Genomic DNA, 21,057 nt, shown 5'->3' with positions numbered 1-21,057 from the left:
CGGGACAGCGGCCGTGGGCGGCCGTAAGGGACAGCGGCCGTGGGGCGGCCGGAAGGGGGAGCGGCCGCGGGGCGGCCGGAAGGGGGGTGCGGGGTCAGGAGCAGACGAGGTAGTCGGCGTCGAAGTCCTTCATCAGCTGCTCGCTCGCGGCGGTGCGCTCGTCGTCGTAGCTGGCCACGTTCTCCTTCGTCACGACGAAGGAGCCGGAGTCGATGATCGCGCCGGGCTCGGACATCGTGCACTCCTTGCTGGCGAGCTTCGCGAGGGCATAGCTGCCGACGTAGGCCTGGCCGGTCGGGTTCTGGGCGATCGTGGCGTACACCGAGCCGTCCTCGATGGCGGCGAGGATGGTCTCGTCGTCGTCGATCGCGACGAGCGAGATGGGCAGGCCCGACTCCTTCACCGCGGTGGCAGCGGCGACCGCGGGGTTGTACGCGGTCGAGACGATGCCGGTGATCTCGCTGCCCTTCGAGGCGAGCAGGTCGGCCACGGCCTTCTGCGCGGTGGTGATGTCGGTGTCGATGTCGGTCACGTCGGGGAGCAGGGTGACGGCGCCGTTCGTCTCCTCGACCGCCTTCTTCACCCCGGCGATGCGCCGCTGCGTGTTGGAGTCGACGTTCACCCCGGTGAGGTGCGCCAGCACCCCGCTGCCGCCCATCGCCTCGATGGTCGCCTGCGCGGCCTTGTAGGCCGCGGCCTCGGTGTCGGTGGACAGGCAGAAGTCGGCGTCGTTGGTGTCTCCGGCCGGGCAGGAGCCGAGCGCCGCGCTGGCGATGCCGTTCTGCTTCAGGTTCTGGAAGGTCGAGTTGATGTCGGTGGGCGAGACGCCGAACACGCCGAAGGCGTTGTAGCCGTTGGCCACGAGGGAGTTGATGACGTCGTTCTCCTTCGTCTGGTCCCACCCGGCGGTCTCGTTGAAGGTGGCGTCGCCCAGGCCGAAGTCGGTCTTGGCCTGGTCGGCCGCGGCGATCCACGGCTGGAAGTACGGGTGCGGGCCGCCCGGCACGAGGGCCACCTTCACGGAGTCGAGCCCGGTCGCCTCACCGCCTCCGGACGAGGCCTGCGGGGTGCAGCCGGCGAGCAGCAGGGCCGCCGTCGTCATCGCGGCGAGGGCGAGGGGAATCGTGGTGCGTCTCATCGTTGAGCCTCCATCGGTGCAGGTGATCCTATTTGATTTTCCTATAGGATTTGAGCCATGCTCCACGATAGATTGGATCCTGTCAAGCAGGAGGGGGCGACGGATGCTCGAGGGGCAGTATCTCGACTCGTTCGGCGCGGCCTCGGGGTCGCCCCGGCCCACCGAGGTGCATCAGCACCTGCGTGCCCTGATCATGTCCGGAGCCATTCCGCCCGGCCGGCGGATTAACATCGACGACGCCGCCCGGCAGCTCTCGGTCTCCCCGACGCCGGTGCGCGAGGCGCTCGCCGGCCTGGAGTCCGAAGGGCTCGTCGTGAAGGTGCCGCTCCGGGGCTACCGCACCACCGAGCTGCTCACCCGCGACGAGCTGATCGAGCTCTACGAGCTGCGCATGCTGCTCGAGCCGGCGGCCGCGGCCTCGGCGGCCCGGCGTCGCGACGACGCTGCCCTGGCGGCGTTCGACGCGGAGCTCGGCACGATGAGCGGCCACCCGGCCGCCCTTCCGGCCGGGGCGCTCTCGGCCCACGACGAGCGGCTGCACGGGCTGGTCTTCCAGACCGCGGGCAACGGGCTGATCAGCCGCACCTATGCCAGGACGCACTGCCACCTGCACATCTTCCGGCTCTCCTACGCGGGCAGCTACGGCCACGGCACGCTCGACGAGCACGTCGAGATCGTGCGCGCGATCCGCGACGGCGACGCCGACCGGGCGGCCGAGGCGATGCGCGGCCACCTCGACAGCTCGCTCGGCCGGGTGCTCGGCACGGAGGCCGCCGGCCGCTGACCCGGCTCGGCAGCCGGCGGTCGTCAGCCCGGCACGAGACCGGGCAGCCCTTAGTTCGCCGTGTAGCGCTGCTGCACGATGCCCTGCAGCACCGCCGCCGCCGCCCCGCGCGCCCAGTCCTCGAAGGCGTGCGGCCGCAGCACGATGCGGCAGCGCCCCGCGGCGCCGAAGGCGTGGGCCTCGAAGGCGGCGCGCAGCCGCTGGTCGTAGAGGTCGTAGTCCGACACGGCCTCGCCCGTGATCAGCACGATCTCGGGCCCGGTGAGGTTCGCGACCGTCGCGATGGCCGTGCCGATCACGGTGCCGGCCCGGTCGAAGACCTCGACGGCCACGGGGTCGCCGTCGTGGGCGAGCGCCACGGCCTCGGCGATCGTGGCCACCGGATGCCCGTCCCGCACCCCGCCCGCCTCGGCCACCGCGCGCACGATCGCCCCGGTCGACGCCACCGCCTCCACGCAGCCGCGCCGCCCGCAGGTGCAGACGAATCGCTCCGACGTCAGCGGCAGGTGCCCGATCTCGCCCGCCACCCCGAAGGCGCCCTCGACGACCTCGCCGTTGACGTGCAGCCCGCAGCCGATGCCGCTGCCGATCGTGATGATGGCGAACGAGCTCGTGCCGACGCCCTCGCCGAACCAGTGCTCCGCGATGGTGAGCGCCCGCACGTCGTTCTCGATCAGCACCGGCACGCTGAGCCGCTCGGTCAGCGCACCGCCGAGATCCTCCCCGGTCCAGCCGAGCAGAGCGGATTCGCGCACGAGGCCGTTCCGGGAGTCGACGTCGCCCGACACCGAGACCCCGATCCCGGCGAGCCGCTCGCGCCGGTCGCCGAGCAGGGCGCAGAGCCGCTCGGCGATCTCGGCGACGCCCTCCACCACCGCGTCGAAGGAGCGGCCGACCGGCTGGTGGGCCGACACGAGCATCCGGGCCCCGAGGTCGGTGGCGACCCCGATCACCTCGCCCGGGTTCACCTTGATGCCGAGCACCACGAGCGAGGCCGGGTCGACCTTGATCGGGTTCGCCGGCCGGCCGCGGGGGCCGCCGCGCGGCGCCGGGTCGTGGTCGACGATCAGCCCGGCGGCGATCATGGGCGCCACCGCCTTGGTGACGGCGGCCTGCGACAGCCCGGTGGCCTTCGCGACGTCGGTGCGCGAGAGCGGTCCGTGGGTCAGGATGCCCGTGAAGATGTCCACGGCGGCCGGCGACGCGGCTCCGAGCACGCGCAGCGCCTCGCCCGCCCGCTCGCCGATCCGCACGCTGCTCATCGCGACCCTTCCGTCGTGCACCCCATTCTGCCGGTCGCCGGGCCGCGGCGGGTGCCCGCGCGTTCCGACGGCCCGCGGGCGGAGCCGACCCGTCCGCTAGCGCTCGATCCTCCGCAGATCGAGCACGACCGCCTGCGCCGGGTCGAGCGTCGGCAGCGGAACCCCGGCCACGGCGAGCACCGTGCCCGGCAGCTCCACGCCGCCCGCCCGGGCCGCGTCGAACCACTCGGGCCCCTCGCCCTGGTGCAGCGCCGCTGCCCCGAGCTCGTCTCGCACGGTCACCCGGTAGCTCGCGGAGGCGTCGAGCCCGGGCATCCGCACCCGCCCCGACTGACCGGCCGCCGAGGTGCCGAGCCGGGCCCAGGCGTAGAGCGCCCGCGAGCCGTCGGCGGCGACGCTGCCGTGCAGCAGGGTCTGGTCGTCGGGCAGGTCGGCGTGCACCCGGCGGCCGGTGGCGACGAGCTCGCGGATCTCCTTGTAGAGCCCGCCCCAGCGGCGCAGCGCCTCGAGCTCCTCGTCGGTGCAGCGCGTGATGTCCCACTCGATGCCGGCCGAGGCGAACAGCGCGGTGGCCAGCCGGAAGGACAGGTCGGCCGAGCGGTGCGTCGTGTGCGAGCGCTCGGCGCCCACGTGCGAGCCGAGCAGCTCGGGTGGCAGCAGCAGCTCCGACCAGCGCTGGATGCGCTGCCGCTCGATCGGGTCGTTGCAGTCCGAGGTCCAGACCCGGTCGGTGCGCGCGAGCACGCCGAGGTCGACGCGGCCGCCGCCCGAGGCGCACGACTCGATCTCGAGCGCGGGGAAGCGGCTGCGCAGCGCGTCGAGCAGGGCGTAGAGCGCCAGGGTCTGCGCGTGCACCCCGGGCGCCCCGCCGGCGGTCTGCCGGGTGGCCTCCATCAGGTCGCGGTTGTGGTCCCACTTCAGGAAGTCGATCGAGTACGCCTCGACCAGCTCCGAGATGGCGTCGAGCAGGTAGGCGAAGGCCTCCGGATGCGCGATGTCGAGCACGTACTGGTGCCGGCTCGAGGTGCCGAGGCCGGCCTCCGGGCCGAGCACCCAGTCCGGATGCGCGCGCGCCAGCTCGGAGTCGAGGTTGATCATCTCGGGCTCGAACCACAGCCCGAACTGCATCCCGTGCGAACGAACCCGCTCGGCGAACGGGCCGAGCCCGTCGGGCCAGACGCCCTCGTCGATCTGCCAGTCACCGAGCCCCGCCCGGTCGTCGCGGCGGCCGCGGAACCAGCCGTCGTCGAGCACGATCCGCTCCACGCCGATCGAGGCGGCGCGGTCGACGAGGTCGATCAGCCGGGGGAGCTCGTGGTCGAAGTAGACCGCCTCCCAGGTGTTCAGTACGAGCGGCTGGGCGCCCGGTCGCCGGCGGTCGGAGCGCACGCGGTCGTGGAAGCGGTCGGCGACGCCGTCCAGGCCCTCGCCCGACCAGGCGAACAGCACGAGCGGGGTCGAGTAGGTCTCGCCGGCGGCCAGCCGGATCTCGCCCGGCCGCACCAGCTCGCCGCCGCCGAGCACGGCGGACGCCGCGCCGGCGCCCTCGGGCAGCCGCTCGACGAACCAGCGCTGATCGCCGCTCCAGGCGACGTGCATCGCCCAGACCTCGCCGTGGCCCGCATCGAAGCCCGGGGTGCCCACCGCCATCAGGTACGGCGAGTCGACGCCGGGCTTGCCGCGGCGCACTTCGCGGGCGTGCAGGCCGTCGCGCACCGGCGTGCGCTGCGGCTCGCGCTCGCGGCTCCACTTGCCGGTGAAGTCGAGGATCTCCGTCGCGCGGGCGGGCAGCGGCAGCTGGGCCACGAGCCCGGCCAGGTCGTAGGGGGCGTCGCCGGCCGACGCGGTCGAGCCGATCGTCACGGACACCCCGACGAGCCCGCTCGGCTCGAGGGTGACCCGCTGCCCGATGGCGAGCCCGCTGACCGCGTCGTCGAAGCGGAGCTCGATCGAGCCGCCGGCATCCTGCACGTCGACGAGAACCTCCCGCAGCACGGGCCGCGGCGTCGTCGCCCCGCCCGCCCGGTGCCCGCTCAGCCCCGGCACCCCCGACCAGTCGTGCCGCTCCCCGGGCAGCAGCGGGAACCGCCGCGCCACGTCGGGGGCGTTGTGCAGCCGGGCCGTGCCCGAGGTCAGCCGGAGGGCCTCGAGCTCCGCGTCGGAGAGCGGGCCGAGATCGCCGCCCCAGTGCAGCACCGAGGGGGCATCGCCCGTCGCGTCGAGCACGAGGGACACCCCCGCTGCGCGCAGGTGGGGGATGCGGTGGGGTGCAGAGCTCATCTCGTCCTTCTCCATCGAATTATTTGACACCATCAATTATTGCTACTTATGCTGACACCGCAACTCGAGCACGACCTACCAGATGGGCGAGATCAATGGCGATTACAGCGTCTCGCGGCACCCGCGCCGCGAAGAGCACCCGTGTCAAGGGCCAGGGGGCGATCAACTCGCACTCCCCGGCGCACCGGGGCGACGGGCGACTGGCCTGGGTGCTGATCGCCCCGGCGCTCGTCGGGTTCCTGGTGTTCTTCCTCTACCCGACGCTCCGCGGCATCTACCTCAGCTTCACCGATTTCAAGGTGCTCACGCCGCCGACCTTCACGGGCTTCGACAACTTCGTGCGGCTGTTCGGCGACCAGGTGTTCTGGTCGTCGCTCGGCGTCACGGTCTACTTCGTGCTGCTCAGCGTGGTGTTCGGCATGACGATCTCGCTGGTCACCGCCGTGGTGCTGCATCGGCTCACCTCGAACACCGTCGTGCGCGGCATCATCATCCTGCCGTTCCTGATCTCGGGCGTCGTCGCCGCGACCACCTGGTCGTGGATGCTCGACTCCCAGCTCGGCGTCGTGAACATGCTGATCGAGCAGCTCACCGGGGAGCCGATCATGTTCCTCGGATCGCGGGCCTGGGCCATCCCCTCGATCGCCATGATCAGCGTCTGGAAGTCGATGGGCTACAACGCGATCATCATCTTCGCCGGGCTGCAGACCATCCCGCCCACCATCTACGAGGCCGGCCGCATCGACGGCGCCAACGAGGTGCAGATGTTCCGCCGCCTGACGCTCCCGCTGCTCCGCCCCATCCTCGCGATGGTGCTCGTGCTCACCGTCATCGGCTCGTTCCAGGTGTTCGACATCGTCGCGGTCACCACCAAGGGCGGGCCCGCCAACGCCTCGAACGTGCTGCAGATGTACATCTACGACAAGGCCTTCGGCCAGTTCGACTTCGGCTACGGCGCCACGATGTCGCTCGCGCTCTTCGCGATGCTCATCATCATCACCTTCCTGCAGATGCGGCTCATGCGGGCGAGCGAATCGGACACCAACTGATGACAACCATCCTGAAGCCCACCCCCCGCGTGACCACCGAGGTGCTCACCACGCCCGAACGCCCGAAGGCGCCGCGCGGCCGCACGATCTCCCGGTTCTCGGCCGGCCGGGCCGTGGCCTGGCTCTACATCGCGATCGTGCTGGTCGTGACGGTCTTCCCGTTCTACTGGATGCTCCGCACCGCCTTCTCGAACAACTACTCCCTCATCCGCGACCCGGGATCGCTGCTGCCCGTCGACTTCACCTGGGGCGCCTTCGCCCGCGTGCTCGGCATCGCCAGCCAGGAGCAGTCGCTCGCCGAGGGCGGCTCGGGCGCCTCGATCGAGATCCTGCACTTCCTGCTGAACTCGGTGATCTACGCGACCATCCAGACGGTGGCGATCGTGTTCTTCTCCACCATCGCGGCGTACGCCTTCGCACGGCTGCGGTGGCGGGGGCGGGATCTGATGTTCTCGGTCTTCCTCGCGGCACTGATGGTGCCGGGCATCCTGACCCTGCTGCCGAACTTCGTGCTCGTGAAGGACCTGGGCCTGCTGAACACCTTCGCGGGCATGATCCTGCCGACGGCCCTGTTCTCGGCGTTCAACATCTTCTTCCTGCGCCAGTTCATGCTGGGCCTCAGCGAGGAGATCGAGGAGGCGGCGCTGATCGACGGCGCCGGGCGGATCCGGGTGCTGTTCCGGATCACGCTGCCGATGACCTCGGGGCCGATCATCACGCTGTCGATCCTCGGCTTCATCACCGCCTGGAACGACTACTTCTGGCCCCTGCTGGTCACGAGCGACGACTCGGTGCGGCCGCTGACGCTGGCGCTCGCGGTCTTCAAGCAGTCGTCGCCGCAGGCCTCGCCCGACTGGGCCGGGCTGATGGCGGCCACCCTCGTCGCGGCGCTGCCGATGCTGCTGCTCTTCCTCGTCTTCGGCAAGCGCATCGTCAACTCCATCGGATTCACGGGGCTGAAATGACCGACGACCTCGCGCTCGTCGAGCGCCCCCGTGCCGACGCGCTGCGCCTGGGCTTCACCGCACCTGCCGCCGAGTGGGTCGAGGCCACCCCGGTCGGCAACGGCCGCACCGGCGCCATGGTCTTCGGCGGGCGCTCGGGCACCCGGCTGCAGCTGAACGACTCGTCGGTCTGGTCGGGCACGCCGACGGCCGGGTCGCGCGCCCTCGACGAGCTGGTGGCGGGCGGTGCCGGCCCCGAGCGGCTGGCGGAGGTGCGGGCCGCGATCGACCGCGGCGACTACCGCGAGGCCGAGCGCCTGCTGTACTCGTTCGAGGGCCCGTGGAGCCAGGAGTTCCTGCCCCTCGGCGAGCTGGTCGTGACCGAGCTGCCGGATGCGCGATCCGCTGTTCCGGGCGACGCCGAGGTCGCGGGGTCCTACGCCCGCGAGCTCGACCTCGACGACGCGATCGTGCGCGAGAGGGCCGGCGTCGACGGATCGCGCACCACCCGCACCGTATGGGCGTCCGCCCCGGCCGGCTGCGTGCTGGTGCACCTCAGCTACGACGTGCCGACGGACGTCGAGCTCGCGGTCTCGACCCCGCTGCGGTTGGAGCGGGCGAGCGCGGGTGCGGGGGCGGCTTCGGGTGCGGAGGCGGCTGCGGGTGTGGGCGAGGGCGCGGGCGACCGCTCGGGCGCCGCGTCGGTCGCCCTGGGCGTCCGCCTGCCGGTCGACGGCGCCCCGCTGCACGAGGAGCAGGTCGCGGAACCGCTGGTCTACCGCGACGAGCGGGACGCGGGTGCCGCCGAGTACGACCCCTACGCCGCGATCGCGGTGGCCGTGCACAGCGACGGTGTCGCCACGGCGGCCGGCACGGGCATCCGTCTCACCGGCGTGCGCCGGGCCCTCGTGGCGATCGCCACCGACAGCACCGGCCGCCGCTGGTGGCAGGGCGACGGCTCCGACCTGACCGCTGCCGCACGCCCCGCCCTGATCGCCGACACGCTGCGGCTCGCCGAGCGGGCCGCCGCGACCGCCCCGGCCGAACTGCTCGCCGCCCACCTCGACGACGTGCGACCGCTGCTCGGGGCCTCCACGCTGCGCATCGGCGCCCGCCGCGCGGGACTGTTCGACGTCGCCCGCGACGTGCTGCACAGCGACGACGACGCCCTCACGGCCACCGTGCTCACCCAGTTCGGGCGCTACCTGCTGGTCGCCGCCTCCCGTCCGGGCTCGCCGCCGGCGAACCTGCAGGGCATCTGGAACGACCGGCTGCGGCCGCCGTGGTCGTCGAACTACACGATCAACATCAACACCGAGATGAACTACTGGGCCGCCGAGTCGAGCGGGCTCGGCGTCTGCCACGGGCCGCTGCTCGATCTGATCGACCGGCTCTCGGTCACCGGGGCCGAGACCGCCCGCCGGCTCTACGGCACCCGCGGCTGGGTCGCCCACCACAACACCGACCCGTGGGGCTACTCGCTGCCGGTCGGGGCGGGGCACGGCAACCCCTCCTGGGCGATCTGGATGATGGGCGGGCTGTGGCTCACCGATCACCTCTGGCAGCACTGGCGCTACTCGCTCGACGAGCGGTTCCTGCGCGAGCGGGCCTGGCCTGTGCTCGTGGGGGCCGCCGAGTTCGCGCTCGACTGGCTGGTGGACGACGTTCCCGCTGAAGGCGCCGTCGGCTCCGTCGGCGGCTCCGGCAGCGGGCCCGGTCTCCGCACGATCCCGTCGACCTCGCCCGAGAACCTCTTCCGCGGGCCCGACGGCCGTGCCGAGTCGCTCGCGCAGTCCTCCACCATGGACATCTCACTGATCCGGGCGCTGTTCGGGCGGGTGACGGAGGCGGCCGGGATGCTCGGGCTCGAGCATCCGGTGCTCGCCGAGATCGCGGCGGCGCTGCCCCGGCTCGTGGGGTTCACGGCCACCGCCGACGGCCGGCTGCGCGAGTGGGGCGCCGACCTCGTGGAGGTCGACCCCGACCACCGGCACATGTCGCAGATGATCGCGGTCCACCCGCTCGGCCTGATCGACCCCGTTTCCACGCCTGAGCTCGCGAAGGCCGCCGTGGCGACCCTCGACCGGCGCGGCCCCGGCGCGATGGGCTGGTCGTGGGCCTGGAAGATCGCCCTGCGCGCCCGCCTCGGCGACGGCGAGACGGCCCGCGAGCTGCTGCGCGAGGCCAGCGCCCCGTTCGAGCGCGACCACCGTCGGCTCGCACCCGTCGACGGCTCGGAGTGGGGCGGACTGCTGCCGAACCTGTTCTCGACGCATCCGCCCGTGCAGCTCGACGGCAACTTCGGCTTCGCGGCCGCCGTGCGCGAGCTGGTGCTCGGCACGGCCGAGGGGGCCGTGCGGCTGCTGCCCGCCCTGCCCGGGGCGTGGGCCGACGGCGAGCTGCTCGGCGCGCGACTGCCCGGCGCCCTGGCGGTCGACCTCCGCTGGGCCGGGGGTCAGCCGGTCGAGGTGGTCGTGCGGCGGCTGGCCGAGGCCTCGCCGCGCGCCGTCGAGGTCGAGCTGCGGGGCCGGCGGATGCGCGTGCCGCTCGACGCCGACGAGACCGTTCTCGACCTGTCCGAGCTCGTTCCGGCCGGGGCGGGGCTGCGCTGATGCTCGTCGACGCTCCGCTCGAGGTGCTGCGGGAGTACCGCAGCAGCCAGGTCGTGCCCGAGGACTTCGACGAGTTCTGGGCCCACACGATCGCCTCCGCCCGGGACGCGGGCGGAACGGTCATCCGCACCCCCGTCGACACCGGCCTCGTGGGGGTCGAGGTGGTCGACCTGACCTTCCCCGGCTTCGGCGGCGACCCGGTGCGGGCGTGGCTCAGACTGCCCCGGATGCGCGACCGCCCGCTGCCCGCCGTCGTGCACTTCACCGGGTACGGCGCCGGGCGCGGCGCCCCGATCGACGACCTCCTGTTCGCGACCGCCGGCTACGCCCACCTCGTGATGGACACCCGCGGACAGGGTGACGGCGGAACCCGCGACCCCGGCTTCGAGCCGATCGCGCCCTCGGGCTTCCTGACCCGCGGCATCACCGATCCGCACTCCTACTACTACCGTCGCGTGTTCACCGACGCGGTGCGGGCGGTCGACGCCGTGCGCGGGCTCGCCGAGGTCGACGCCGACCGGGTCGCCGTGGTGGGAAACAGCCAGGGCGGCGGCATCGCGATCGCGGCGGGCGTGCTCTCGGAGGACGTTCGCGCCGTGCTCGCGCAGGCCCCCTTCCTCGCCGACCTGCCCCGGGCCGTCGGCGCAACCGACCGTTACCCCTACCGCGAGATCGCCGACCTGCTGACCCGGGCCCGCCACCTCGAGGCGTCGGTGCTGCAGACGCTCGCCTATGTCGACACCGTGAACCTCGCCACCCGCGCCCGGGTGCCCGCCTGGTTCTCGGCCGGGCTGATGGACGACATCACCCCGCCCTCCACCGTGTTCGCGGTCCACAACGCGTGGGTCGCCGAACGTCACATCGTCACCTGGCCGTTCAACGGCCACGACGCAGGCGGGTCGCACGATCTCGCGGGTACCCTCCGGGTGCTCGCCGAGACCGTCGGCCCGGCCTGACACCACACCGCCCTGCACATCATGATCGAAGAGGAACCATGAGAACGAGAAGACTGATCCCCGCCCTGGCCGTGCTGGCCCTGGCCGCACCGCTCGCCGCCTGCTCCGCGGGAGGTGGCGGGGGAGGCTCCGCCGGCGGCACCGTGAACTGGTGGACCTGGGACGAGAAGCAGGCCGTGTCGTACAAGGAGTGCCTGGCCGGCTTCGAGGAGGAGAACCCCGGCGTCACCGTGAACATCTCGCAGTACGGCGTCGACGACTACTTCACCAAGCTCACCGCCGGCTTCGTGGCCGGCAACGCGCCCGACGCCTTCCAGAACAGCGTGCAGTTCTTCGACGCCTACGCCAAGCAGGGGCAGCTCGAGCCGCTCGATGACTACATCGCGAAGAGCGACTACGACCTCGGCGTGTTCAACGTCGGCGTCGAGAACTGGAAGTACACCGACGGCAAGCAGTACGCCCTGCCGCTGGACTGGGCCGCGAGCGCCATCTACTTCAACGAGGACATGGTCACCCAGGCCGGCTACACCGCCGACGACATCGCCTCGATGACCTGGAACCCCGACGACGGCGGCACCTTCGACGAGATCGCCACGCACCTGACGATCGACGAGAACGGTGTGCGCGGCGACGAGCCCGGCTTCGACAAGACCAAGGTCGCCACCTACGGCGTCGGCAACCTCGGCACCGAGGACTACATCGGCCAGACCACCTGGAACCCGTTCATCTCGACCACCGGCTGGAAGATCGGCGACCCGGCGGCCTGGGCGACGCAGTTCCGCTACGACGACCCCGAGTTCATCAAGACGATGGACTGGGTGCGCGGCCTCTCCGACCGCGGCATCGCGCCGAAGCTCGGCGAGTTCACGATCGGCGACACCGAGCAGCTCGGCTCGGGCAAGGTGGCCATGTCTTCCGGCGGATCGTGGTCGGCGACCACCTTCGCCCAGCTCCCGGGACTCGAGGTCGGCATCGCGCCGACCGTGCTCGGCCCCGACGGCACCACCCGCTCGATGATGTCGAACTCCAACGGCAACGAGCTCTGGGCCGGGTCGAAGAACAAGGACAACGCCTGGAAGTGGATCTCCTACATGGGCTCCGAGGACTGCCAGACCAAGGCGGCCCTGCAGAGCGGCTCGTTCTTCCCGTCGATCCCCGGCGCCATGGACGCGGTCGCGGCCGACCAGCTGAGCAAGGGCGTCGACCTCGGCGTCTTCGTCGACGCGGCGAAGAACGGCTGGATCTACCCGGCCTACCCCTCCGCCAACGGCTCCGAGATGGGCACGACGATCCAGCCGCTGATGGAGGCGTACTTCACGCACGAGCGCGACGACGACGTCTTCCCCGAGATGGCCGCGACCTCGAAAGAGATCCTGGCCGGGTGATCGCCACCGGCACGGGTGAGGATGCGCGGCTGAGGCTGAGGACGCCGGCCTCGGTCGACATCTTCACGCGCATCCTCACCCACGGTCCGATCGGCCGGATCGACGTCGGCCGGCAGACCGGCCTCTCACAGGCGGCCGTGACCAAGACGGTGGCGCCCCTGCTCCTGGACGGCATCGTCGCCGTCGACCGCCCCCTGGCCGGCGCCGCTCCGGCCGGGGCGGCGCCGGGCCGGCCGGTGCACCCCCTGCGGGTGGTGCCCTCGGCCCGGCTCGTGCTCGGCGTCAAGGTCAACCCCGACGAGGTGATCGGGGTCGCCACGGGGATGACCGCCGACATCCTGCACGTGCTGCGGCGCCCGCTCGGGTCCACCTCGCCCGCCGCCGTCATCGAGGCGGTCGCCGGGGTCGCCGAGGAGCTGGGCGTGCTGCTCGGCGAGCGGGCCGCCCGGCTGATCGGGGTCGGCGTGGCCGTGTCGGGCGACGTCGACGCCGCGACCGGGATCGTGCGGGACTCACCGCTTCTCGGCTGGCGGGGCGTGCCGCTCGCGCATCCGCTCGCCACCCGGCTCGGCGTGCCGGTGCGGGTCGACAACGACGTGCGGGCGCTCACCATCGCCGAGCACTGGTTCGGCGTCGGCCGCGACTCCGGCTCGTTCGCGGTCGTGACGATCGGCTCGGGCATCGGCTGCGGGCTCTACCTGAACGACGACGTGGTGTCGGGGGCGCACGGCGTGGCCGGCGAGCTCGGGCACCTGCCGCTGGCGTCGCTCGACGCGATCTGCGTCTGCGGGCGGCGGGGCTGCGTCGAGGCGGTGGCCTCCTCGGGCGCGGTCCTGCGCGCGGTGCGGGCGGCGACGGATGCTCCGCTGCTGACCCTCGCCGAGGCCGCCGGCCTGGCGCGGGAGGGTGTGCCCGGCGCCATGGCCGCCTTCGACCGCGCGGGCACGGCCATCGGCGCCGCCCTCGCCATCGTGGCGAACCTCACCGGACCGGACACGGTGCTCGTGGCGGGCGAGGGAATGCAGGAGTTCGAGCTCTACGAGCGCACCATCCGCAGGACCTTCGCGGCGCACGCCTTCGGCGCGGCGGCGGACTGCCTGCTGGTGACGCGGGCGCACACCTTCGAGGACTGGGCCCGCGGCGCGGCGGCCTCCGTCATCCGTGCGGCGGTCCGCCAGGAGTTCTGAGCTGTCGGACGGCTCACCCGCGCTCGGCCGGCCGGGCCTCCGCTCGCAGGCCGCGGAGGATCGTCCCGAGAAGCGCCCGGGCCGCATCGCCGTCGGGCGCGAGTCGCGCGCTCCGGATCGAGTGGGCCACGCCGCAGGCGAGGAGCAGAACCGAGGTCGCGTCGACGCCCCGTCTGACCGTTCCGGCGGCCTGGGCCTCTTCGAGCACCGCCGTGAGGCGATCGATGAGCGCGGCGCGCTTCGCGGCCGTCTGGGGGAGGGCGGCGTCGGAGCGGGCGGTGACCCGCTCGAACAGCGGATCGGCGACGAGCAGCGAGACGTGCTCCGAGAGCGACCGTTCGAAGCGATCGGGCCCCGTGTCGCTCAGGATTCGCTCGAGCTCGTCGAAGCGATCCCACGTCACGACCTCCTCGAGCTCCTCGACGGTGGCGAAGTGCCGGTACACCGTGCCCACGCCCACCTCGGCCCGGCGGGCGACCGCGTTCAGCCCGAGATCCTCGCCTCGACCGACCAGTTCCCGTGCTGCCGCGAGGATGCGATCTGGACATCCCAGCCCGCCCACTCGCCTTCGTCACCGGAGCCAGCTCCGGGATCGGTGCCGAGTTCGCTCGCCGCTACGCCCGCGAGGGCTTCGATCTGATGCTGGTCGCTCGCTCGGGGGCACCGCTGCACGCCTTGGCCGATGAACTCTCGGCCGAGCACGCGATCGTCGCGTCCGTGCGGACGGCCGACCTGTCCGACGCGGCGGACGTCGCGAGTCTGGTCGAGATCATCACCGGGCAGCTGCCTCGGCTCGACCACCTCGTCAACAGCGCCGGCACCGCCCCCGAGGGCGATCTGCACCGGATGGATCCCGACGAGCTGCGCCGGATGATCGACGTCAACATCACGGCGCTGTCGATGCTGACCCGGGCCGCCGTCATCCGGATGCGAGGCGCCGGCCGCGGCACGATCATCAACATCGCCAGCGGGGCCGGCTACCAGCCCCTCCCGCACTTCGCGGCGTACGCCGCCTCCAAGGCCTACGTGATCCGCCTCACCGAGGCGCTGTCGGAGGAGCATCGGAACCACGGCCTGCGCATCTTCTCCGTCGCCCCGGGCGACACCGAGACGCCGATGAACCCGGGGCCGGCGAAGAACAAGCGCCAAGCGCACCAGGTGGTCGACACCGCGTGGCGAGCCCTGCGCTCCACGGCGCCCTCCGTGGTCGACGGGCGCATGAACAGCGTCGTCGCCTTCCTGTCGACCCGAGTGCTCAGCAGGCGGTTCGGCCTTCGCACCGCCGAGAGGATGATGCGTCCGAAGGCCGTGCGGCTGCCCGATGAGGTGTCAGCGGGCTGAGGGAGCCGGGCCGGGTCGGCGGCAGTGGTAGTGGTGGTGGTGGTGGCTACTCGACCGGTTGCGCCTCGGGCTGGGAGTGCGCCTCTGCGTCGCCGGTGAGGAGGCGGCGCATCTCGGCCGGGAGGGTGGCGGCCGCGCGGTAGCGGGCCATCAGGGCGGCGTTGGCCTCGTAGTTCGGGCCCTCCCGGAGCTCGGCGACGTGGTGCAGCGCGAAGACGCGGCCCTCGTGTCGGCGGGGCGGTTCGCCGAGGAGGGTCTCGTGGGCGACGTGCCACGCCGCATCCTCGAAGCCCCAGCCGCGGAACCGCTCGTCCTGGCCGCCGTGGCTCGCCCAGGTCGCGGGCGTGGTGACGTAGACGCCGGAGCAGGCGCCGCGCACGACCTCGTGGTCGCAGTCGGCGAGCGGGATGCCGGCGGCGTGCTGCGCGGTGCCGGCCGCGCCGAGCCAGCGGTACTCGGTGTAGGGCAGGTGAACGCGGCCCGAGGTGGCCGCCGCAGCGATCGCCTCGCGCAGGGCGCCTCCCTCGGGGATGGTGTCGGCGTCGCCGATCACCACGACCTCCTCGGGGTCGGCCAGCCGGCCCACGCCGAGGTTGCGGCAGCGCGCGAGGTTGAACACGTCGTCGTCCGAATCCACGATCAGCACCGGCACGTCGCCGAGCTCCTCGCGGTACCAGGCGACCACCGCGTCGAACGCGGCGAGGCGGGAGGGCTGCGGCCTCCACGGGATGACGATCGTGACCATCCTCCGACAATAGGGCCCGCCGCCCCCCTCCCCGCACGGAGTCACCGACCGTTCATCCGGCACCCGGGATACGGTGGGCGGATGGCGGCGGTCGTGAGCGTTGAGACGGTGTTCGGCGCGGCCGTGGAGGCCGCGGTGCGGGCCGAGTGGGAGGCGCTCGCCGCCGCCGGGATGTCGAGTCTCGCGGGGCACACCTCCGCGAGCAACGCACCGCACCTCACGCTGGCCGTACGGCCCGCCGAGGGTGGGTTCGGGCCGTTCGCGCTGCCGGCCGAGGTCGCCGCGGTGCTGCCGCTGCCGGTCGTGCTCGGCGCGCCGATGCTGTTCGGGGCGGGGGAGCGGCGGGTGCTCGTGCGGTCGGTGCTGCCGAGCGTGGGGCTGCTGGGGCTGCACAGGGCCGTGCACGCGCACCTCGCTGCGAGCGCAGGCGGGGGTCAGGATGCTCCGCACACCCGGCCCGGGGAGTGGACGCCGCACGTGACGCTCGCCCGCCGCATCCGCCTCGAACACGTGCCCGCGGCCGTGGCGCTGATCGGCGGGGACATCGCCGGCGAGATCGTCGGCCTGCGGCACTGGAACGCCGAGACCGCGACGGTCACGGCGCTGGAGTGAGGCCGAGCCTCCGAGTGCCCTCCGAGATCGTCAGCTGTCGCCCAGCGCCGGTTAGCGTGGAACCTCGACGAAGGGAGACCCCATGTGGTTCCTCATCATCCTCGGGGCGCTCGGCGCCCTGGTGGCGGGCATCGGCACGGCGCAGGGCCTCCGCCGGCGCCGCACGGGCGACTACTCCGAACGGCTCGATCCCCGCGACGTCCCCGGTCGCGGCCACACCGACGGCCAGGCGGCGGCCGGCGTGAGCCATCACGTGCGGTCCAGCGGGTCCGCCGGGTGGAGCATCTGAGAGTGTTCACCCGTTCGTAACCGGAGGGTGCGAGCATCCGCTCATGTCGAGTTCTGAGCCCTTCCTGCCCGTCGGCGATCCGCGCGACGCCGAGGCCGACGAGGCCGCACGGGAGCGCGATCTCGCCGGCGACCCGCAGGACGACACCGCGTCCGACGTCGACGACGAGGCGGCGGTCGACGATCCCGATGCCGACCGCGCGGCCGGTGAGCAGCGGATGCACGCCGAGTCGACCCCGTTCCGCAGGCCCAGTCCGGGCGATCGCCTGAGCGCCGACGAGCTGGCGGCCGACCTCGGCGACGACGCCGAACGCGACGCCTGAGAGCTCCGGGAATCGGAGCCAACTCTCGGTTCCGCGGCGTACCGTTGCTGCAACCGGAGCGGCTGCGCAGCAGACGGCCGCCGGTTCGTCGGAAGAAGAGATGCCAGATGGCTCGTAACCAGAAGCGCTGGGCGGTCGCGATCGCGGCCCCCGCCGTCGTCGCCGTGGTCGTCGCGGGTGGGGTGCTCGCCACCTCCGCCTCGGCCGACCTGCCCGAGAAGACGCCCCAGCAGGTGCTCGAGCTGGCCGCGCAGGCCGACGTGCAGACGTTCTCGGGAACGGTCGAGCAGAGCTCCGACCTCGGTCTGCCCGACCTCTCGGGCTTCGGCGGCTCGGCCGGCGGAAGCGGCGGCAGTGGCGGCAGCAGCGACGACAGCGGCACCGCGGCCGATCAGGGCCTGTCGCCCGAGTCCGCGCTCGAGCTGCTGACCGGCAGCCATGCGGCCCGCGTCTACGCCGACGGCTCCGACAGGCTCCGCGTGCAGGTGCTCGACCAGCTGGCCGAGCGCGACGTCGTGAAGAACGGCGACGACGTCTGGCTCTACGACTCCAGCGACGACTCGGCCGTGCACACCACGCTGCCGTCCCGCAGCGACGACACGCAGAGCACCCCCGGCACCGTGCCCACCCCCGCCGACATCGCCCAGCGCTTCCTCGCCGCGGTCGACCCCTCCACGGACGTCTCGCTCGGCGCCGACACCTCGGTCGCCGGCCGCGACGCCTACGACCTCGTGCTCACCCCGCGCACCGATGCCACGCTCGTCGGCTCGGTCTCGATCGCGGTCGACTCCGAGACCGGCATGCCGCTGCAGGTCGAGGTGCTCGCCCGCGGCGAGTCCAGCCCGGCCTTCGAGGTCGGCTTCTCCGAGCTCTCGCTCGACACCCCGTCGGCCGACCTCTTCGACTTCACGGCCCCCGAGGGCACCACGGTGACCGAGAAGGCCCTGCCGACGAAGGGCGACGTGCCCGACGCGTCGGCCGCGCATCCGGAGCCCGTCGTCACCGGCGAGGGCTGGGGCAGCGTCGTCGAGCTGCCGATCGGCACCGACACCGCCGAGCTCACCTCCTCGCCGATGTTCTCGCAGCTGACCACGAAGGTCGACGGCGGCAGCCTGCTTCAGACCACGCTCGTCTCGGTGCTGCTCACCGACGACGGCCGCGTGTTCGCCGGAGCCGTTCCGGCCGAGGCGCTGCAGAGCGCGGCCGCAGCGGCCCCCGCCCCCGCCAGCCCGGCCGAGTGACCGCGGCTCCGGCCGCGATCCGGACGAGCGGCCTGACGAAGCGCTTCGGCCGCCAGACGGTGGTCGACGGCGTCGATCTCGACGTGCCGGCCGGGGCGGTATTCGGTTTCCTCGGCCCCAACGGCTCGGGCAAGACGACGACGATCCGCATGCTGCTCGGGCTCGCGAGCGCGACAGCCGGCGAGATCTCGGTGCTCGGCGAGCGGATGCCCGGCAAGCTCGGCACCGTGCTCCCCGACGTCGGCGCGCTGATCGAGGGCCCGGGCTTCTACCCCTTCCTCTCGGGCGCCGCGAACCTCGCCCGGCTCGACGCGGCCGACGGCTGGGCGCCGCGCGCGACCCGACGCACCCGCGTCGCCGAGGCGCTCGACCGCGTCGGACTCACCCAGGCCGGCGGCAAGAAGGTGCGCGCCTACTCCCTCGGAATGAAGCAGCGCCTCGGCATCGCGAACGCCCTGCTGATGCCCCGGCAGCTGATCGTGCTCGACGAGCCGACCAACGGTCTCGACCCGCAGGGCACGCGCGAGGTGCGCGGCCTCATCCGCTCGCTGGCCTCGACCGGCACGACCGTCTTCGTCTCGAGCCACCTGCTCGCCGAGATCGAGCAGATGTGCACCCACATCGGCGTGATGCGCGGCGGACGCCTGGTGGCGCAGGGCACGATCGACGAGCTGCGTGCCGCCGGTCAGGCGACGCTGCACCTCACGGTGGCGGCTCCGGATGCGCGGCTCGCCGTTCGCACGCTGGCCCCCCTCGGAGTCGTGGTGACGTCGGGATCCGCCGCCGAGGCAGCCGATGCGTCGACCCCCGAGGTCATCCTCGATGCGGAAGCGCCGATGGCGTCGAAGGACGGCGACACCGCCCTCGCGGCCCCGTTCCCCGACGGGCTCCCGCCCGAGCACGTGGTCGCGGCGCTCGTCGGTGCGGGCGTGCGTGTGCGCGGCGTCGCCGTCGACCGTCCTTCGCTCGAGGACAGCTTCGTCGCCCTGACCGGGGAGGGCTTCGATGTCCTCCAGTGAGACCACCGCGGTGACCGTGCGCTCCCCGCGCCACGCGCTCGGCTGGGGCTTCTTCCTCAGCGAGCTCGGCGTGCTCTTTCGCCGGCGCCGAACGCAGGCGATGCTCGGCGCCCTCGCGGCCGTGCCGATCCTCATCGCCGTGGCCATCCGGGTGACCGGCGGCGACGGCCGCGGCCCGGCGTTCCTCGACCGGATCAGTCAGAACGGGCTGTTCGTCGGCATGACGGCGCTCGTGGTCTCGATCCCGCTGTTCCTGCCGCTGACGGTCGGCGTGGTGGCCGGTGACTCGATCGCCGGAGAGGCCTCGACGGGCACGCTGCGCTATCTGCTGGTCTCGCCGGTCGGGCGCATCCGCCTGCTCGTCGTGAAGTTCGCCTCGGCGGTGGTGTTCTGCCTCGCCGCGACCCTGACGGTCTCGCTCGCGGGCATCCTCGCCGGCGCCGTGCTCTTCCCGATCGGCCCGGTCACGCTGCTCTCGGGCGACACGGTCGACGTGGGCGAGGCGCTGCTGCGCGCCCTGCTCATCTCGGTCTACGTGGCGCTCGGCCTCCTCGGCCTGGCGGCCATCGGCCTGTTCATCTCCACGCTGACGGATGCACCCGTCGGCGCCATGGCCGCCACGGTCGTCGTGGCGATCCTCTCGCAGGTGCTCGGACAGCTCTCGCAGACCGAGCTGCTGCACCCGTTCCTGCCGAGCTACCACTGGCTCGACTTCGCCGATCTGCTGCGCCAGCCGATCGACTGGAGCTCGTTCGCCGGCAACGCCTGGCTGCAGCTGGCCTACGTGGCGATCTTCGGCGCGCTCTCGTACGCCCGCTTCGCCACGAAGGACGTGCTCTCCTAGGAGCCCCGGGCCGAGCGGCTACGCCAGCGCCGGCACGCGCTCGCTCGCGGGCGGGTCGGCCGGGGCCGTGCCGTCGCCGAAGGGCCGGCCGCCGAGCTCCTCGCGGTGATGGGGAGTCAGCCAGCCCCGCGCATCCGGCCCCTTGGGGATGATGCCCGTCGGGTTGATGTCGCGGTGCACCACGTAGTAGTGGGCCTTGATCTGCGCGAAGTCGATGGTGTCGCCGAAGCCCGGCGTCTGGAAGAGGTCGCGGGCGTAGGCCCAGAGCACCGGCATCTCGGCGAGCTTCTGCCGGTTGCACTTGAAGTGCCCGTGGTAGACGGCGTCGAAGCGGGCGAGCGTGGTGAACAGGCGCACGTCGGCCTCGGTGATGGTGCCGCCCATCAGGTAGCGCTGCCGGGAGAGCCGCTCGCTCAGCACGTCGAGCCGCTCGAAGAGGGCGTCGTAGGCCCGCTCGTAGGCCTTCTGCGATCCGGCGAACCCGGCACGGTAGACACCGTTGTTCACGTCGCGGAAGATCTCGGCGTTCAGGGCGTCGATCTCGTCGCGCAGACGCTCGGGGTAGAGCTCGGGAGCGCCCGGGCGGTGGAACTCGGTCCACTCCGTCGAGAAGTCCAGCGTGATCTGCGGGTAGTCGTTGGTGACGACCATGCCGCTCGCCACCTCGACGATCGCGGGCACCGTGATGCCCTTGGGGTAGTCGGGGAAGCGGGCGAAGTAGGCCTCCTGCAGCCGCTCGATGCCGAGCACCGGGTCGCGGCCGTCGGGGTCGAGGTCGAAGGTCCAGCTGCGCTCGTCGTGGGTCGGGCCGGGCAGGCCGAGCGAGATGGCGTCCTCGAGACCGAGGAGGCGGCGCACGATCACCGTGCGGTTCGCCCAGGGGCAGGCGCGGGCGGCGACGAGCCGGTAGCGGCCGGCCTCCACCGGCCAGCCGTCGCGGCCGTCCCGGGTGATGCGGTCCTCGATGTAGGCGGTGTCGCGGGTGAACTCCCCGGGCTGCACGTAGCTCATGCTCGAACCCTAGCCCGGGTCGCCCGGTAGGCCAGG

General features: G+C 72.6%; 20 protein-coding genes. 14 read left to right on the top strand and 6 right to left on the bottom strand.

What is annotated here, in order from left to right; genetic code table 11:
* Positions 1-94: 94 nt before the first annotated feature.
* Positions 95-1,138, bottom strand: coding sequence for a sugar ABC transporter substrate-binding protein (locus BJ984_RS02285; RefSeq protein WP_179546655.1), 1,044 nt, complete (start codon positions 1,136-1,138; stop codon positions 95-97).
* Between the two features lie 103 nt (positions 1,139-1,241).
* Here BJ984_RS02285 and BJ984_RS02280 point away from each other — a divergent pair, with 103 nt between their 5' ends.
* The gene (locus BJ984_RS02280) at positions 1,242-1,922 is read left to right on the top strand and encodes a GntR family transcriptional regulator (RefSeq protein WP_179546654.1); all 681 of its coding nucleotides are present in this window, start codon (positions 1,242-1,244) and stop codon (positions 1,920-1,922) included.
* A gap of 50 nt (positions 1,923-1,972) precedes the next feature.
* Here BJ984_RS02280 and BJ984_RS02275 read toward each other — a convergent pair whose 3' ends face one another.
* Positions 1,973-3,184: an ROK family transcriptional regulator gene (locus BJ984_RS02275; protein WP_179546653.1), complete on the bottom strand. Its 1,212-nt coding sequence runs from the start codon at positions 3,182-3,184 to the stop codon at positions 1,973-1,975.
* Between the two features lie 96 nt (positions 3,185-3,280).
* A complete protein-coding gene (locus BJ984_RS02270) occupies positions 3,281-5,464 on the bottom strand; it encodes an alpha-galactosidase (protein WP_179546652.1) in 2,184 nt (727 codons plus the stop codon).
* Between the two features lie 95 nt (positions 5,465-5,559).
* Between BJ984_RS02270 and BJ984_RS02265 the strand changes: the two genes are divergently transcribed.
* Genes BJ984_RS02265 through BJ984_RS02240 form a run of 6 tightly spaced genes read left to right on the top strand, consistent with a single transcriptional unit; the run spans position 5,560 to position 13,597 of the window.
* Positions 5,560-6,513 (top strand): carbohydrate ABC transporter permease, encoded by a 954-nt coding sequence (locus BJ984_RS02265; protein WP_179546651.1) that lies wholly within the window; start codon positions 5,560-5,562, stop codon positions 6,511-6,513.
* A complete protein-coding gene (locus BJ984_RS02260) occupies positions 6,513-7,478 on the top strand; it encodes a carbohydrate ABC transporter permease (protein ID WP_179546650.1) in 966 nt (321 codons plus the stop codon). The genes BJ984_RS02265 and BJ984_RS02260 overlap by 1 nt, the downstream gene beginning before the upstream one ends.
* Positions 7,475-10,069, top strand: a complete 2,595-nt coding sequence (locus BJ984_RS02255) for a glycosyl hydrolase family 95 catalytic domain-containing protein (RefSeq protein WP_179546649.1) — start codon at positions 7,475-7,477, stop codon at positions 10,067-10,069. Before BJ984_RS02260 ends, BJ984_RS02255 begins: the two co-directional genes overlap by 4 nt.
* The gene (locus BJ984_RS02250; RefSeq protein ID WP_218869955.1) at positions 10,069-11,025 is read left to right on the top strand and encodes an acetylxylan esterase; all 957 of its coding nucleotides are present in this window, start codon (positions 10,069-10,071) and stop codon (positions 11,023-11,025) included. Before BJ984_RS02255 ends, BJ984_RS02250 begins: the two co-directional genes overlap by 1 nt.
* Positions 11,026-11,063: 38 nt before the next feature.
* The gene (locus BJ984_RS02245) at positions 11,064-12,410 is read left to right on the top strand and encodes an ABC transporter substrate-binding protein (protein WP_179546648.1); all 1,347 of its coding nucleotides are present in this window, start codon (positions 11,064-11,066) and stop codon (positions 12,408-12,410) included.
* Entirely contained in the window at positions 12,407-13,597 is a 1,191-nt protein-coding gene (locus BJ984_RS02240; protein WP_271206365.1) for an ROK family protein, read from the top strand. Before BJ984_RS02245 ends, BJ984_RS02240 begins: the two co-directional genes overlap by 4 nt.
* Positions 13,598-13,610: 13 nt before the next feature.
* Here BJ984_RS02240 and BJ984_RS02235 read toward each other — a convergent pair whose 3' ends face one another.
* Entirely contained in the window at positions 13,611-14,159 is a 549-nt protein-coding gene (locus BJ984_RS02235) for a TetR/AcrR family transcriptional regulator (RefSeq protein ID WP_179546647.1), read from the bottom strand.
* On the opposite strand from BJ984_RS02235, the gene BJ984_RS02230 reads away from it, so the two are divergent.
* A complete protein-coding gene (locus BJ984_RS02230; protein ID WP_179546646.1) occupies positions 14,117-14,938 on the top strand; it encodes an SDR family NAD(P)-dependent oxidoreductase in 822 nt (273 codons plus the stop codon). The genes BJ984_RS02235 and BJ984_RS02230 overlap by 43 nt on opposite strands.
* A 46-nt stretch (positions 14,939-14,984) precedes the next feature.
* Here BJ984_RS02230 and BJ984_RS02225 read toward each other — a convergent pair whose 3' ends face one another.
* Complete coding sequence (locus tag BJ984_RS02225) at positions 14,985-15,683, bottom strand: calponin homology domain-containing protein (RefSeq protein ID WP_179546645.1); 699 nt, start codon at positions 15,681-15,683, stop codon at positions 14,985-14,987.
* 93 nt (positions 15,684-15,776) lie between these two features.
* On the opposite strand from BJ984_RS02225, the gene BJ984_RS02220 reads away from it, so the two are divergent.
* The 6 genes from BJ984_RS02220 to BJ984_RS02195 all read left to right on the top strand — a co-directional run bounded on the left by BJ984_RS02220 (position 15,777) and on the right by BJ984_RS02195 (position 20,010).
* Positions 15,777-16,295: a 2'-5' RNA ligase family protein gene (locus BJ984_RS02220; RefSeq protein ID WP_271206364.1), complete on the top strand. Its 519-nt coding sequence runs from the start codon at positions 15,777-15,779 to the stop codon at positions 16,293-16,295.
* 82 nt (positions 16,296-16,377) lie between these two features.
* The gene (locus tag BJ984_RS02215; protein ID WP_179546643.1) at positions 16,378-16,584 is read left to right on the top strand and encodes a hypothetical protein; all 207 of its coding nucleotides are present in this window, start codon (positions 16,378-16,380) and stop codon (positions 16,582-16,584) included.
* A 43-nt stretch (positions 16,585-16,627) separates the two neighbouring features.
* A complete protein-coding gene (locus BJ984_RS02210; RefSeq protein WP_179546642.1) occupies positions 16,628-16,906 on the top strand; it encodes a hypothetical protein in 279 nt (92 codons plus the stop codon).
* Positions 16,907-17,013: 107 nt separating this feature from the next.
* Entirely contained in the window at positions 17,014-18,147 is a 1,134-nt protein-coding gene (locus tag BJ984_RS02205) for a LolA family protein (RefSeq protein ID WP_179546641.1), read from the top strand.
* Entirely contained in the window at positions 18,144-19,166 is a 1,023-nt protein-coding gene (locus tag BJ984_RS02200) for an ABC transporter ATP-binding protein (RefSeq protein ID WP_179546640.1), read from the top strand. The genes BJ984_RS02205 and BJ984_RS02200 overlap by 4 nt, the downstream gene beginning before the upstream one ends.
* Entirely contained in the window at positions 19,153-20,010 is an 858-nt protein-coding gene (locus BJ984_RS02195; RefSeq protein ID WP_179546639.1) for an ABC transporter permease, read from the top strand. The genes BJ984_RS02200 and BJ984_RS02195 overlap by 14 nt, the downstream gene beginning before the upstream one ends.
* Positions 20,011-20,028: 18 nt before the next feature.
* Here the strand turns inward: BJ984_RS02195 and BJ984_RS02190 are convergent, their stop codons facing one another.
* Positions 20,029-21,021, bottom strand: coding sequence for a glutathione S-transferase family protein (locus tag BJ984_RS02190; protein WP_179546638.1), 993 nt, complete (start codon positions 21,019-21,021; stop codon positions 20,029-20,031).
* Positions 21,022-21,057 lie beyond the last annotated feature (36 nt).

It is taken from the genome of Herbiconiux flava, from assembly GCF_013409865.1.
Lineage (GTDB): Bacteria > Actinomycetota > Actinomycetes > Actinomycetales > Microbacteriaceae > Herbiconiux > Herbiconiux flava.
The sequence above is the reverse complement of the archived record's forward strand: the minus strand, read 5'-3'. Positions and strand labels throughout refer to the sequence as shown.

Bases quoted from the DNA above. Each gene is read 5' to 3' on its own strand.
- BJ984_RS02285 (WP_179546655.1), bottom strand. From the start codon at position 1,138: ATGAGACGCACCACGATTCCCCTCGCCCTCGCCGCGATGACGACGGCG.
- BJ984_RS02280 (WP_179546654.1), top strand. From the start codon at position 1,242: ATGCTCGAGGGGCAGTATCTCGACTCGTTCGGCGCGGCCTCGGGGTCG.
- BJ984_RS02275 (WP_179546653.1), bottom strand. From the start codon at position 3,184: ATGAGCAGCGTGCGGATCGGCGAGCGGGCGGGCGAGGCGCTGCGCGTG.
- BJ984_RS02270 (WP_179546652.1), bottom strand. From the start codon at position 5,464: ATGAGCTCTGCACCCCACCGCATCCCCCACCTGCGCGCAGCGGGGGTG.
- BJ984_RS02265 (WP_179546651.1), top strand. From the start codon at position 5,560: ATGGCGATTACAGCGTCTCGCGGCACCCGCGCCGCGAAGAGCACCCGT.
- BJ984_RS02260 (WP_179546650.1), top strand. From the start codon at position 6,513: ATGACAACCATCCTGAAGCCCACCCCCCGCGTGACCACCGAGGTGCTC.
- BJ984_RS02255 (WP_179546649.1), top strand. From the start codon at position 7,475: ATGACCGACGACCTCGCGCTCGTCGAGCGCCCCCGTGCCGACGCGCTG.
- BJ984_RS02250 (WP_218869955.1), top strand. From the start codon at position 10,069: ATGCTCGTCGACGCTCCGCTCGAGGTGCTGCGGGAGTACCGCAGCAGC.
- BJ984_RS02245 (WP_179546648.1), top strand. From the start codon at position 11,064: ATGAGAACGAGAAGACTGATCCCCGCCCTGGCCGTGCTGGCCCTGGCC.
- BJ984_RS02225 (WP_179546645.1), bottom strand. From the start codon at position 15,683: ATGGTCACGATCGTCATCCCGTGGAGGCCGCAGCCCTCCCGCCTCGCC.
- BJ984_RS02215 (WP_179546643.1), top strand. From the start codon at position 16,378: ATGTGGTTCCTCATCATCCTCGGGGCGCTCGGCGCCCTGGTGGCGGGC.
- BJ984_RS02210 (WP_179546642.1), top strand. From the start codon at position 16,628: ATGTCGAGTTCTGAGCCCTTCCTGCCCGTCGGCGATCCGCGCGACGCC.
- BJ984_RS02205 (WP_179546641.1), top strand. From the start codon at position 17,014: ATGGCTCGTAACCAGAAGCGCTGGGCGGTCGCGATCGCGGCCCCCGCC.
- BJ984_RS02195 (WP_179546639.1), top strand. From the start codon at position 19,153: ATGTCCTCCAGTGAGACCACCGCGGTGACCGTGCGCTCCCCGCGCCAC.
- BJ984_RS02190 (WP_179546638.1), bottom strand. From the start codon at position 21,021: ATGAGCTACGTGCAGCCCGGGGAGTTCACCCGCGACACCGCCTACATC.